This window comes from Salegentibacter flavus (assembly GCF_900115145.1).
GTDB classification, from domain to species: Bacteria; Bacteroidota; Bacteroidia; order Flavobacteriales; family Flavobacteriaceae; genus Salegentibacter; species Salegentibacter flavus.
This window is the reverse complement of record NZ_FOVL01000014.1, coordinates 28,380-41,751: the sequence shown is the minus strand read 5'-3', so window position 1 is coordinate 41,751 and position 13,372 is coordinate 28,380. Positions and strand designations below refer to the sequence as shown.

The 13,372-nt window shown below is 41.2% G+C and carries 12 protein-coding genes; 4 read left to right on the top strand and 8 right to left on the bottom strand.

Annotation, left to right across the window (positions count from 1 at the left end):
• Positions 1-73 precede the first annotated feature (73 nt).
• The 3 genes from yidC to BM266_RS11420 all read right to left on the bottom strand — a co-directional run bounded on the left by yidC (position 74) and on the right by BM266_RS11420 (position 3,977).
• Entirely contained in the window at positions 74-1,939 is a 1,866-nt protein-coding gene (gene yidC / locus BM266_RS11430; protein ID WP_093409730.1) for a membrane protein insertase YidC, read from the bottom strand.
• Positions 1,940-1,984: 45 nt separating this feature from the next.
• Positions 1,985-3,628: a CTP synthase gene (locus tag BM266_RS11425; protein ID WP_093409877.1), complete on the bottom strand. Its 1,644-nt coding sequence runs from the start codon at positions 3,626-3,628 to the stop codon at positions 1,985-1,987.
• A 109-nt stretch (positions 3,629-3,737) separates the two neighbouring features.
• The gene (locus BM266_RS11420) at positions 3,738-3,977 is read right to left on the bottom strand and encodes a DUF3820 family protein (protein ID WP_093409727.1); all 240 of its coding nucleotides are present in this window, start codon (positions 3,975-3,977) and stop codon (positions 3,738-3,740) included.
• 196 nt (positions 3,978-4,173) lie between these two features.
• Between BM266_RS11420 and BM266_RS11415 the strand changes: the two genes are divergently transcribed.
• The 4 genes from BM266_RS11415 (at position 4,174) to BM266_RS11400 (ending at position 8,925) form a co-directional block, all read left to right on the top strand.
• Entirely contained in the window at positions 4,174-5,730 is a 1,557-nt protein-coding gene (locus BM266_RS11415) for an NAD(P)/FAD-dependent oxidoreductase (RefSeq protein ID WP_093409725.1), read from the top strand.
• Between the two features lie 118 nt (positions 5,731-5,848).
• Positions 5,849-7,384, top strand: a complete 1,536-nt coding sequence (locus BM266_RS11410; protein ID WP_093409722.1) for a GH3 family acyl-acid amido synthetase — start codon at positions 5,849-5,851, stop codon at positions 7,382-7,384.
• A 33-nt stretch (positions 7,385-7,417) separates the two neighbouring features.
• On the top strand, positions 7,418-8,203 hold the full coding sequence (locus tag BM266_RS11405; protein WP_093409719.1) for an Fpg/Nei family DNA glycosylase: 786 nt from the start codon (positions 7,418-7,420) through the stop codon (positions 8,201-8,203).
• Positions 8,200-8,925, top strand: coding sequence for a DUF72 domain-containing protein (locus BM266_RS11400; protein WP_175494800.1), 726 nt, complete (start codon positions 8,200-8,202; stop codon positions 8,923-8,925). Before BM266_RS11405 ends, BM266_RS11400 begins: the two co-directional genes overlap by 4 nt.
• Here the strand turns inward: BM266_RS11400 and BM266_RS11395 are convergent.
• The 5 genes from BM266_RS11395 to BM266_RS11375 all read right to left on the bottom strand — a co-directional run bounded on the left by BM266_RS11395 (position 8,922) and on the right by BM266_RS11375 (position 13,284).
• Entirely contained in the window at positions 8,922-9,608 is a 687-nt protein-coding gene (locus BM266_RS11395; RefSeq protein ID WP_093409714.1) for an MBL fold metallo-hydrolase, read from the bottom strand. The two genes, BM266_RS11400 and BM266_RS11395, sit on opposite strands and share 4 nt — an antisense overlap.
• Before the next feature lie 10 nt (positions 9,609-9,618).
• Positions 9,619-10,185 (bottom strand): hypothetical protein, encoded by a 567-nt coding sequence (locus tag BM266_RS11390; protein WP_093409874.1) that lies wholly within the window; start codon positions 10,183-10,185, stop codon positions 9,619-9,621.
• A gap of 221 nt (positions 10,186-10,406) precedes the next feature.
• Positions 10,407-10,598: a cold-shock protein gene (locus BM266_RS11385; RefSeq protein ID WP_093409712.1), complete on the bottom strand. Its 192-nt coding sequence runs from the start codon at positions 10,596-10,598 to the stop codon at positions 10,407-10,409.
• A gap of 190 nt (positions 10,599-10,788) precedes the next feature.
• On the bottom strand, positions 10,789-11,271 hold the full coding sequence (locus BM266_RS11380) for a DUF4168 domain-containing protein (protein WP_093409709.1): 483 nt from the start codon (positions 11,269-11,271) through the stop codon (positions 10,789-10,791).
• A 147-nt stretch (positions 11,272-11,418) separates the two neighbouring features.
• Positions 11,419-13,284 (bottom strand): DUF389 domain-containing protein, encoded by a 1,866-nt coding sequence (locus tag BM266_RS11375; RefSeq protein WP_093409706.1) that lies wholly within the window; start codon positions 13,282-13,284, stop codon positions 11,419-11,421.
• Positions 13,285-13,372: the final 88 nt, after the last annotated feature.

Genomic DNA, 13,372 nt, shown 5'->3' with positions numbered 1-13,372 from the left:
TCAGTATCTTTTTCTTACACCAAAAAGCCCCCGCGGATAGCGGGGGCTTTTACTTTTTTAGGAAAAACTTAAATTATTTTTTCCCTTTTTGTTTCTGCTGTTGCTCGGCCTGCTCCATCATCTCCTGCATTTTTTTGGTAAACCTGTTTTGTTTTTTAGGTTTCTTCTTATTCTCCTGGATCTTGTCGTGGATCTTATCCTCGTCAATGATCACATATTTGATTACCAACATAATTCCGATGGTAATCAGGTTAGAGGTGAAGTAGTATAAAGAAAGTCCACTGGCATAGTTGTTAAAGAAGAACAACATCAGTAATGGAGACAGATACATTATAAACTTCATATTAGGCATTCCAGGCTGCTGGGCTTGCGCCATACTCTGGCCGGTGGTCATCATCATATAGATGAAGATCGCGATGGATGCCAGAATAGGGAAAAGACTTACATGATCCCCATAAAACGGAATAGTAAACGGTAACTGGGCTATGGTATCATAACTCGAAAGGTCATCTGCCCATAAGAATCCTTTTTGTCTTAACTGAAAAGCACTGGGGAAGAATTGGAATAAGGCATAGAAAACCGGAATCTGCATCAGGGCCGGTAAACATCCACTCATTGGGCTTGCTCCCGCCTTGCTGTAAAGCTTCATAGTTTCCTGCTGCTTCTTCATCGCATTGTCCTTGTACTTCTCGTTAAGCTCGTTGATCTCCGGTCTTAAAACCTTCATCTTGGCCTGAGATAAATAGGACTTATAGGTTACGGGTGAGAGCACGATCCTAACAACAATTGTCATTACGATAATTGCAATCCCGTAGCTGGGCAATACCCCACTCAGGAAGCTGAAAAACGGAATAAAGATATGTTGGTTTATCCATCCAAAGATTCCCCATCCAAGGGGGACGATCTCATCAAGATTACGATCGTAATCATTAAGAATTTTATAATCTGTTGGCCCGTAGTACCAGTTCATATTATAGTTAAGCTCTCCCCCATTTAGTTCAAGTGGCAGGCTGGCGGTAAAAGCTTTGGTATACACGGTATCTACCTCTTCGTCCTGTACCAGATTTTCTGAGGTGAATTTACCTCGTTTAAAAGGCGTGTCGGTAAGCAGGATGGAAGTAAAGAAATGCTGTTTGAAAGCTACGTATGTAATATTTTCTTCCTCATCATCGGTGAAATCTCCTTGTCCCAGATAATCATCGGCCCCATCATCATACTCATAGCTAAGTTCGGTGTATCGGTTTTCGTAAGAGATACTCTTGGCGTGACGGTAACCTTTGAGTTTCCAGTCCAGGTTAATATCCTGGTTAGGATTTAAGACGCGGTTGAGGCCCTGGGATCTTATGCTGAAATCCAGCATATACTCGCCGGGTTTCAGGACATAACGATATTCCAGAAATTCGGTCTCTGAAACCTTTAGTTTCATAGAAAGCACCTTGTTGTCACCATTTTGGCTTACTTCCGGTTCAAAATAAAGGTTTTGGGTATCCAGAACCCTACCATCTGTAGTGGTGAAATTAAGGTTAAAAGAGGCGTTGCCATCTTTTATTAAGTAAACCGGGATAGAATCGTAGGTTTTAAAATTGAGCATCCGCGCTTCAGAAATACTCCCTCCTTTGTTTTCTATCTTTAACTCCAGTACATCGTTGGAGAAGGTAGTGCTTTCGTCACTGGCGGAAGCCAGCCCTGCAGAATAGCCGAAAGGCCCCAGACGTTCTCTGGCCTGCGCCATAGCGGTAGAATCCTGAATTTCTGTAGCTTCGGTTCTGGCCGGTGGCTCATTTGCATCGGTGTTTTCCGGGATTTCTACCTGTTCGGTGTTTTGTTCAGCTTCTAATTCTTCCTCGGTAGGGGTGTTGTTATACAACATCCACAGTAAGATACCACCAATTAGTAAAAACCCGATTAAGGATTGAACATCAAACTTTTTTTCTTCCATGTTTTTCTTTAACTGTAACTTGCCTTAGGTCAAAAAACTGACCATTCATTGATTAGGTGCCAGGCTGGCAGAATTTTTCTTTTTAGAATAAGTGTGAGCTGCTTTTATAAAGTCCACAAATAATGGATGTGGGCTTGCTACCGTGCTCTTATATTCCGGATGATATTGCACCCCTATAAACCAGGGGTGATCTTTAAGTTCAACAACCTCTACCAGTCCCGTATCCGGGTTTATCCCGGTACTTAGCATTCCGGCATTTTCGAGGTGTTCTTTGTATTTATTGTTATATTCGAAACGGTGCCTGTGTCGCTCCTTAATATCTGCTTTCCCATAGATTCGGGAGATCAGAGAATCTTCGGTAAGATGACAATCCCATGCCCCAAGACGCATAGTACCACCTTTGTGAGTGATATCTTTCTGCTCTTCCATAAGATCTATCACCGGATGCTGGGTTTCAGGATCCATCTCAGTAGAATTTGCACCTTTTAATTGTAAAACATTACGGGCAAATTCAATAACAGCCATTTGCATTCCAAGGCAGATTCCTAAAAAGGGGACCTTGTTTTCCCGGGCAAAACGCACCGCGTCTATTTTTCCTTCTATCCCACGTTCCCCAAAACCGGGAGCCACCAGTATTCCGTCTAAATGAGCGATTTTATGGTGAATGGTGTTTTCATTTATAAATTCTGAATGTATGCTTTCTACATTTACCTTCACTTCATTTTCGGCGCCGGCATGAATAAATGCTTCCAGAATAGATTTATAAGAGTCCTGAAGTTCTACGTATTTCCCGATAAGACCAATATTTACTTCAGCTTTAGGGTTTTTGTGACGTTTTAGAAATTCATTCCAACGCTCCAATTTAGGGGTAGTATCATCTGGAATTCCCAATTTTTTCAGGGTTACTGTATCCAGTCCTTCCTCCAGCATCATATTTGGAACATCGTAGATTGTATCGGCATCTATGCTTTGAATCACTGCCTCCTGACGCACATTACAGAAAATGGCCAGCTTACGACGGATATCATCAGAGAGTTCGTGCTCTGTGCGACAAACCAGAATATCGGCTTTAATTCCGCTTTCCATTAGTGTTTTTACGCTATGCTGGGTGGGTTTGGTTTTAAGTTCTCCTGCGGCTGCCAGGTAAGGCACCAGGGTTAAATGAATAACCAAGGCGTTCTCATCGCCAAGTTCCCATTTCAACTGTCTCACGGCCTCGATGTAAGGCAGGGATTCAATATCACCTACAGTTCCACCAATTTCAGTGATAACTATATCGTAATCTCCGTTATTGCCTAGTAGTTGTATGCGTTCCTTTATTTCATTGGTTATGTGTGGTACTACCTGTACCGTTTTTCCCAAAAATTCCCCACGGCGTTCTTTTTCGATCACACTTTGGTAAATTCGGCCAGTAGTTACATTATTGGCCTGGGAAGTATTTACATTTAAAAAACGTTCGTAATGACCAAGGTCAAGATCGGTTTCTGCGCCATCTTCGGTTACATAACATTCCCCATGTTCGTAAGGGTTAAGCGTTCCCGGATCTACATTGATGTAAGGATCAAGTTTCTGAATAGTGGTTTTAAACCCACGCGCTTGCAGTAATTTTGCCAGTGAAGCCGCGATAATTCCTTTTCCCAGTGAAGAAGAAACGCCGCCAGTGACAAAAATATACTTGGTTTCGGCCATTTTGTGAAGTGTTTGTTGCGTTGTTTTATTCAGGGCGCTAAAATACAAAGAAGAATAGAAAAAGCGTGGAATTTTAAACCTAATATTTCAGGTCTATCAGGCCCTGAAATTATCTTCCTTTGGGATGCCTTTTTCTTATTTGCCTTAATATACCTTCCATTCCATTCAGCTTTAGTTCGAAAACCTCCTGCATCTGTTCCCCGGTTTTCCCCTTAGGGAAACCTTTTTGTCTATACCATACCAAATAATATTCCGGTACATCGCTCAGAAAATAGCCTTTGTATTTTCCGAAATGCATTTTAGCATATGCCAGTTCAATCAATGCTTCCGGGGAGGCTTGTAGCTTCAATTTATTTGTTTTAGCAGGGAGTTAAAACCGCTAAATTAGTTTTTTAAATCACAGTTCATCAAATTTTGATATTTTTTCCCTGCATTTGTATTTTGTTCGATGTTGTTTCCCATTTATGAATTCTTGAAGCTAATAGACTTTCGTAGAATCGGTTTCTATAATGGGAAAAGCTTAATTTTGCTGAAGATTTTAAAGCATGAGATATCAATTTCAACTTCAGGTGAGTCCTGAACAGGCGGCAGTCAAAGAAAAATTGTGGAAGGCGGTTTCTAAAAAGGCGGACATCCCGCTTTCTGAAATTTCCCATATTGAAATTTTAAAGCGCTCCATCGATGCCCGACAGAAAACCATAAAGGTGAATCTGAAGCTTGAAGTTTATGTAAATGAAGCTTTTCAGGAAAATAAGATCGAAATTTCGGACTATCAGGACGTGAGTGATAAGGAAGAAGTAATCATCGTAGGTGCGGGCCCTGCCGGTTTATTCGCTGCGCTAAAATGTATTGAGTCCGGTCTAAAGCCCGTGATTGTAGAGCGGGGTAAAGATGTAAGAACAAGGAGAAGGGATCTGAAAGCCCTGAACATTCAACATATCGTAAACGAAGATTCCAATTACTGTTTTGGCGAAGGTGGAGCAGGCACTTATAGCGACGGGAAATTATACACGCGTTCCAAAAAACGCGGAGATGTAGATCGCATTTTAAAACTGCTGGTTGCTTTTGGGGCTACTCCCGAAATTATGGTAGAGGCCCATCCCCATATTGGGACAAATAAACTTCCCGCTATAATTGCCGATATTCGGGAAAAGATCATTTCCTGCGGAGGAGATGTTCTTTTTAATACCCGACTCACCGATATCATTATTATAGATAATGAGGTGGCCGGAATTAAAACCCTTAAGGGAGAAACCATTAAAGCACGAAAATTGATCCTGGCCACGGGGCATTCAGCCAGGGATATTTTTGAACTCCTGCATTCTAAAAACATCAAAATAGAAGCAAAACCTTTTGCCCTGGGTGTAAGGGTGGAACATCCGCAGGAGCTTATCGATAAAATCCAGTATAAATGTGAGACCAGAGGGGATTACCTGCCGCCATCACCCTACAGCATCGTAAAGCAGATCAATGGCAGGGGAATGTATTCCTTCTGTATGTGTCCCGGCGGAATTATTGCGCCTTGTGCCACTGCGCCCGGTGAGGTAGTGACCAATGGCTGGTCACCCAGCAAACGGGATCAGCCTACAGCCAATTCCGGGATCGTGGTTGAATTAAGACTATCAGACTTTCCCGGCTCTCAAGTGAATCCTTTGGCCGCTATGGAGTTTCAGAAGCAAATAGAACAAAAATCCTGGGCAGAAGCTGGAAAAACTCAGCGTGTACCGGCACAAAGACTCGTTGATTTCACTAATGGTAAATTATCGCAAAATTTACCTGTAACCTCTTATAAACCGGGAGTAACTTCGGTAGAACTGGAGAGTGTTTTTCCGAATTTCATCCATAAAACCCTTCAGGCAGGATTCAAAGAATTTGATAAAAGCATGCGGGGATTTCTAACCAATGAGGCCATTGTGCATGCGCCCGAGTCGCGTACTTCTTCCCCGGTTAGGATTCCCAGAGATCCTTATACTTTTGAGCATGTACAGATTAAAGGTTTATATCCCTGTGGTGAGGGTGCGGGCTATGCCGGGGGGATTGTTTCTGCCGCGATAGATGGTGAAAAATGTGCTGAAAAATGTGCAAAAAGCATAAAGGCATAAGGTAAAACCGTGAGTTTTTAAAGGTTAAATTATTGATAATTACTGAAACATATTGAATCCTGATTTTGCTTTTTTTTATCTTCAGATCTTGAGAATAGATACAAGTAAATAATGCAATATGGCCATAGTAGGTTCCATTTTAAAAAGACTTATCGATTTAAGGGATAATCTGGTTTCAGAACCTGATGCTCAAAAAGCCCAGGAGGAAGTCCTTCAAAAATTATTAAAAACGGCAAAGGATACTGAATTCGGGAAACATTATAATTTTGGTGCTATCCTGGAGTCGGTAGATATGCGAAAGACCTTCGCAGAAAAAATACCCTACTTCGACTATCATAAACTTGAAAGAGAATGGTGGTATAAGGTGCACAACGGCGAGGAAAACATTACCTGGCCTGGCCGGCCTCCTTATTTTGCTCTAAGCTCAGGTACCACAGGGAAATCCAGTAAAAGGATTCCCGTAACCAGCGAAATGGTGGAAGCGATTAGGAAAGCCGGGATCAAACAGGTAAGCGCCCTGAGTAATTTTGACCTGCCTCCCGATTTCTTCGAAAAAGAGATCATGATGCTGGGTAGCTCTACCGATCTTCAGAAAGAAGGCGACCACCACGAGGGCGAGATAAGCGGGATAAGCGCCAGCAATATTCCGTTTTGGTTTCGGGGTTATTATAAACCAGGAGAGGATATTGCCAAAATTGAAGAATGGGATGAACGGGTGCAGCGCATTGCTGAGAATGCTAAAAACTGGGATATTGGTGCACTAAGCGGTATTCCTTCATGGTTGGAGTTGATGATGAAAAAGGTGATAGAATATAACAATCTGGATAATATTCACGATATATGGCCAAACCTTCAGGTATTCACTTCGGGAGGGGTGGCTTTTGAGCCCTATGAAAAAAGCTTTAATGCACTATTAGGTCACCCCATTACGGTAATAGATACCTACCTGGCTTCGGAAGGCTTCTTGGCTTTTCAGGCTCGACCTGAGACCAATGCCATGAAGCTTATTCTGGATAACGGAATTTATTTTGAATTTGTTCCTTTTAAGGCCGAATACATAAAACAGGATGGTTCGCTAGTGGAAGATGCTCCCGTGATCTCTTTGGCCGATGTAAAAGAAGATGAAGATTATGTTCTGCTTATCAGTACTGTTTCAGGTGCCTGGCGATACCTTATTGGGGACACGATTAAATTCACCGATGTTTCCCGGAATGAGATCAGAATCACAGGAAGGACCAAATTTTTCCTGAATGTTGTTGGCTCGCAGCTTTCGGTGAATAAGATGAACGATGCGGTCCAGGAACTGGAAGAAAATTTCGATATTAAAATTCCTGAATTCACTCTCGCGGCGGTTCGAATTGACGGGGAATTCCATCATCACTGGTACCTTGGGACCGAAACAGATATTTCTGAAGAAAAACTTGCTGAAGCCCTTGATGAATCTCTTAAAAAAGCGAATAAAAATTACCGGGTAGCCCGTTCTAAAGCCTTAAAAGGGGTGAAGGTGAGCAAAGTGCATCCCGAAATGTTTCCTGAATGGAATGCTACCAATAAGAAAAAGGGAGGGCAGGTGAAAATGGAAAAGGTGATGAATGAAGAGAAGTTTGCTGAATGGGAGAAATTCGTAAAAAAGAACAAAAGTAAATTTTTATAGTTAAACGAGTTTTCAAACTAAAATCCTTCGATTATGCCGGAATTACCTGAAATAGCGAATTTTAAAAGTTTTCTGAAAGAAACAGTGCTCAACAAGGAAATAGTTGAGGTGGAATTTCCCGAAACCAAATTATTACAGGCCTCAACATCCGATTTTAAAAAAGCGCTGCTCAATAAGAAATTCATTGATGCCGAACAGCTTGGGAAATATCTTTTCCTCAAGACCAACAACAAGAAAAGCCTGGTCTTTCATTTTGGGATGACGGGTAAATTTGAATATTACAAGCATAATGAAATACCAAAACATACCCATTTACTGATCACCTTCAAGGATTCTTCTCATCTCGCTTTCGTATGTGTGAGAAAACTGGGTAAGATTTATCTCGCAGATGGTTTGGAGGAGTTTCGGGAAGAACAGGATTTGGGAAAACACGCGTTGGATCTTTCTAAGAAAGAGTTCCTCGAAATCCTTCAGCAGAAAAAAGGAGGAATAAAATCAGCGCTCACCGATCAACATCTGATCTCTGGAATAGGAAATGTCTACGCCGATGAGATTCTGTTTCAAACCAAAATTCACCCTAAAACCAAAGTGGAAAAACTTTCTGAAAAGGATAGAAAAAAGCTTTTTGAAGAAATGGCCGAGGTTTTAAACACGGCAATAAAAAAGGAAGGAGAACGATCGGAATTTCCCAAAGACTATCTAAGCCGGTCTCGAAAAGAGGGAACTGATTGCCCCAAATGTTCAGGGAAAATTGAGATGATCAAGGTTTCCGGCAGAAGTACTTATTTCTGCCCTGAATGTCAAAAAGAACGATCATGAAAGTCTATATTGGTTGTTCAGGCTGGAATTACCGGGACTGGAAGGGCCGTTTTTATCCTGAAAAAATGGCTCAAAAGGACTGGCTGGAATATTATTCGGGAGTTTTCAATACTGTGGAGATCAACAGCACATTTTACAGATTCCCCAGAGATTCCACCCTTATAAAATGGAAAGAGACCGTCCCCGATGAATTTAAGATCACCCTGAAAGGCAGCCGGTATGTCACCCATATGAAGAAGCTGAACGAGGTGGAGGAGAGTGTGGAGAAATTTTATAAGGCCGCTTACCTTCTGGAGGACAAAAAGAGCTGTATCTTATGGCAATTACCCCCAATCCTTCACCGCGATGATGAAAAGCTGGAGGCTTTCTGTAAATTACTTAATCCTGATTTTACCAATGTGATTGAATTTCGTCACCTATCCTGGTTTGATGAGCAGGTCTATGCGCTTCTTTCGAAATACAATGTTGTGTTCTGCTCTATTTCGAGCCCGGTTTTTCCGGAAGAAATGATCATTACCGGGAAGATAGGCTATGTTCGGTTTCACGGAAAAGGTAAGAAGTGGTATGATTACGATTATTCCCGGGAGGATCTCCACAGCTGGTACGAGAAGATCAAAAACTCAGGAACAGAGGAAGTGTATATATACTTTAACAACGATTTGGAGGCCCGTGCCCCTGAAAATGCCCGCTTGCTAAGATCATTTTTTGAAAAGAAGAATTAGACCTTTATTTTTAAGCCATCAAAAGCAGGGATTATTTTAGTGCCCTGCGGTTCCAGAGATTTTAATTTTTCTTTGCTTTTATCGATATTCTTGTAGAACCAGACCCCATAATGGGTAAATATCAGTTTCGGGCTAAGCGGACTTAAAATACGAATCAGATCGGGGATTCCGGTATGACCATAGATCTTATCGCCACTTCGGTTTATCCGGCCGCCTTTCTGAATTAAGGTAGCTTCGGTAATAATAAGATCCACCTGCCCGATTTCCTTCAGATGGGCTTTTTCGATCCAGGCAACATCACCGGTAAAGAAAACCCGCTTTCCATCTTTCTCTACCACATATCCAAATGATTTTAGGTTTTTGGCGTGAATTACAGGGATAGGGATTATCCTATAACCTAAAATTTCGGTTTTTGCTGAAATAATTCTCAGGTTAGGGAGAAGTGGATGGGGTTCCGGACCGTAATGCGGAATTCCTGGCGAGAAAGTTTCCTCTTTAAAAACAAAGTATGCATGGTCAGGATGAAAATGGGTGAAGATAATTGCCCTCGGTTTTCTCTCAAGAAAGGCTTCTTCTCCAACATCAATCAAGAGTTTTTCGTCGATGAGAAATCCGCTGTGATTTTTATATTTTGGCGCCGAAGCTTTTATCTTTCCACGGCATCCAAGGATTTCGATTTCCATATTATCTCTCCTATTCCAATTCGTCTATTAACATCATGATCTCCCCCTGGGACAAGTAGAGGTTCTTTATGCGTGCTTTATAGACGTCAGAGAGATGTGCATGATTCAGGATAAAGTCTTTGGTGGCAATTATATATTTTCCCATGCCATGGTTTACTGCGTAAGTGTCGGCTACTCGTTCGGCTTCCTGGATATAGGTTTTTGAAGCAAAATATTTCATTCCGAACCAGAGCATATTCAGGCCGCTTCTTTCCCGGTAATCCATAATATGTCCCAATTCGTGGCCCAGCCAGCCAATAAGAACATCTGATGGGACGGCGGTCACATCAAAGACTTCATCTTCTATGACAATTTCCTCACTTATCATCACGAAATAAGCTCGCTTTTTTTTGTTTTTAAATAGCCCGGAGATCTTGGGCTGAGCCTGCATAAATGATTTCTGGATATCCTTCTTGAATTTAAATTCTATGGGAGTATCCTTTAGCTCGGGGTAGTGAGCGAGGGCAATATAGGCTTCCCTCCAAATGATATCAGGCACTATTTTTTTATTGAATTTTAAGCTATCTTTTTGTTTCATAGATTGCGCATAACCGGGGTGTGGCAGTCCCATAATCAGGAGTGCAAAAATTAAAATACTGAAAACCGGTGATTTCAAAATAGTTAAACTTTCCTTAGACTCCTAAATTATGGAATATGAAAGGAATGAGACAAATCTGATATTATAAAAAATGCATAAAAAAAACCCTGCAAATTAATGCAGGGCCTGAAAATCTTTATAAACTGGTAACTAAAAAAAGCCTAAGCTTGTTTTACATTTACCGCATTTAAACCTTTTCTTCCTTCTTCAAGATCAAACACAACTTCATCATTTTCTCTGATTTCGTCAATTAAGCCGTTTGCGTGTACAAAATACTCCTTGTTTGATTCTTCGTCGGTAATAAAACCGAAACCTTTTGAGTCGTTAAAAAATTTAACTGTTCCTCTGTTCATTGTAACTATTATTTATATTGACTGCAAATATACATGATATTTAAATAGTTCGCACAATAAAACAAAGTTTATTTTAATATTTTTAAAATGAATATTATTTTATTGAGGATTTTCAATGAGAGTAGGTGCTAAGGACATAAAAAAAGCGGCAGAAATTTCTGTCGCTTTTTAGTTATTATAAGGGTTTGGATTATCCTTCTCCCTGCATAAGCTTCTGCAGTCTTTGTTGCAGTGCAGTATCTTGTTGCAAAGCCATAGCCAGTTGCTCATAACGCTCAATGCTAAGCCCTTGCTCTTCAATTACATTTTCCATATCTTTTTGGAAGTCCCCTTGCATACCTTCAATTTCTGTAACTACAGCTTTGTGCTTGGCTTTTTCTTCACTGCTTACTTCTACTTCCTGGTTTGGATCAAGAGAAGCCTGGTGAATTTCATTAAAACGCTGAACATCAAAACCACTATCTTCAACAGCTTTTACCATCTTTTGTTGAGCTTGTTGATTTATAACAGTAATCCCTTGATATGCATTTGCAAACTTACTCAGTTCTTCATCATTTACCTCCACTTGCTGCTGCTGTGGTGCCATTTGTTGTGGAGTTTGAGCCACAGCGGTAACGGTACCTATAACAGCCGTAAAAAATAGTGAAGTTGCAATTCTTTTCAATCTAAGCATAATTGTCTTTTTTGTTTTTAAGTTTCATTTTAAGGGCCCGAAGCTATTGAAATTTAAATGGTATAAAAACTAATCTGCAACATATTCCTACATTTTTAAAAAAGAATTAACACTTAGAGTAGCTGGCTGTTAAAACATCTCTGACACCTAAAATTGCCGAGCCGAAATTACTTCAAGCTGTATGGGTTGTTCTATATTTTCCTCTATCTGTCTTTTTATATCCACCATATCTTCTTTTTCAAGGCTTTCTGTGCCAACCAGGGTTAGACTCACTTTTAAGGGGGTGCCAAAACGCACCTTAACATCCCGAAGGATAACGTCATTAAAAGTACTGCCTTCCAATTGCTTGGTGATGCTTGCTTCCTGCTGAATGCGATTAAAAGAAAGCGAAAGAGGCACGAGAATCAAAGCAATTATTATTAAGGTATAGACAAGTCCCATTCTTGCTCGTTTAAAAGGTGCAAACCCGAGGACTAGAAATGTAAGTCCGGCAAACATTATAATTCCGGCCATGTTGGTGAGATAAAGCAAAAATGCTCCGGAAAAGACATCCCAATCCCACCAACCAATACCTATTCCTGCTACGGCAAGCGGGGGCACAAGCGCGACCGCAATTGCAACCCCAGCCAGACTTTTGGCAATACCCTCCTCGGCGTGGGCGTATGCCGCTGCCACGCCCGATGCCACTGCTATCCCCATGTCTAAAAGAGTGGGTGAAAGCCGGGCATCGATCTCTGAAGTGAGCACTTTAAGCGGAATGATAAGACTAACCGCGGCCGCAAATAAAAGAGAAACCCCTGTTCCAATAAGAATAGTGATAAAACCAGTTTTTAGCATTTGGGTATCGTATCGTACCATTCCCATAGAAAAAGAGACTATAGGCGCGATAATGGGAGCAAGGATCATCGCTCCAATGATTACCGGTGAAGAGTTGCCAAAAAGACCAAAGGTCGCGATAAGGGTAGAGAGAATCATCATTATCACATACGGGGATGTAGTCACTGCGTTCTCCCTTAATACCTTAAACAGGTCTTCAAATTCCTCGGCCGTGGCCCGGGGAAGGATGGGCAGGCTCCGCTTGGTCAATTCTTTTCTTTTTTGTCCTGTGGGCAGCTTGTCTATCTTGAGACTTTTCTTTACATCAGCCCCTTTTTCATCGGTGCAGTAAGTGCTCACCTGTTTTAAGCACAGGACTTCCGGTTGTACCTCAAGTTTTATGCTTTCGGCTTTATCTGTCTGTCCATCTACCGTATATTCTATCTGGGAAGAGTTTTCTATTTCCAGATTAGAGATCTTGATCTGCCCGATAAAAGAGGGTAGTTTTCCCAGCTTTTTCTTGATCGGGATTAAACTGCGCAATAAGAACAACAGTAATTCAAAAAGGTTTTGCGGCGCCAGGATCAGCACGTTGAACATGCCATCATTCATCGCACTTTCCGTAACCAGTCTTCTGGAAACCACTGAACTCAATGGGTGCTCTACCACGATAATGCCCAATGCTGAAGTTTGTATTAATTTCTCGCCATCAGATTTTAAAAGATAAGAGTGATGCGAGAGGGAAGAAAGTCGCCGTATATTTTTCAAAAAGGTCTTAACCTCAAAAAAGAAACTATTCTCTTTGTATTCTTCCGAAAAAATGAAGGCATTCCCAATGTTTACTGCCTGAAAGACAGGTTTTTCGTTGCAAAATAACAGGTCCAGCTTGTGGCTTTCCTCAGCAACAAGGATCTCATCCATAGCTTCTCCCATTTTTAAAGAAATGCCCAAGCCTTTTGAAGTATATAAATTTTCGGGATGTGGTAGGATGCCTACCGGCCAATTTTGGTTTGCCGCCCGGGGTAAAAACTCCCTAAGATATTCGTCGTTTAAATAGGTGATTAATACGTTTTCATTCTCAGGCTTGAACTCCGGATTCGGGTATTCAACTAATTTATGCTCCTTTCCATCTAAGAGTGGAATAAGTTCTTCTTTCACTTCCGATTCATCGTCGGGGTGGTAAAGGATATAAATCATAGGATGTTTGAGCTTTATCCTGCAAGTTAAGACTTTTTGACACCCAAAATAAAAGTTTTAACCTCAGTTTTACAGTTGGGGGCGGCAA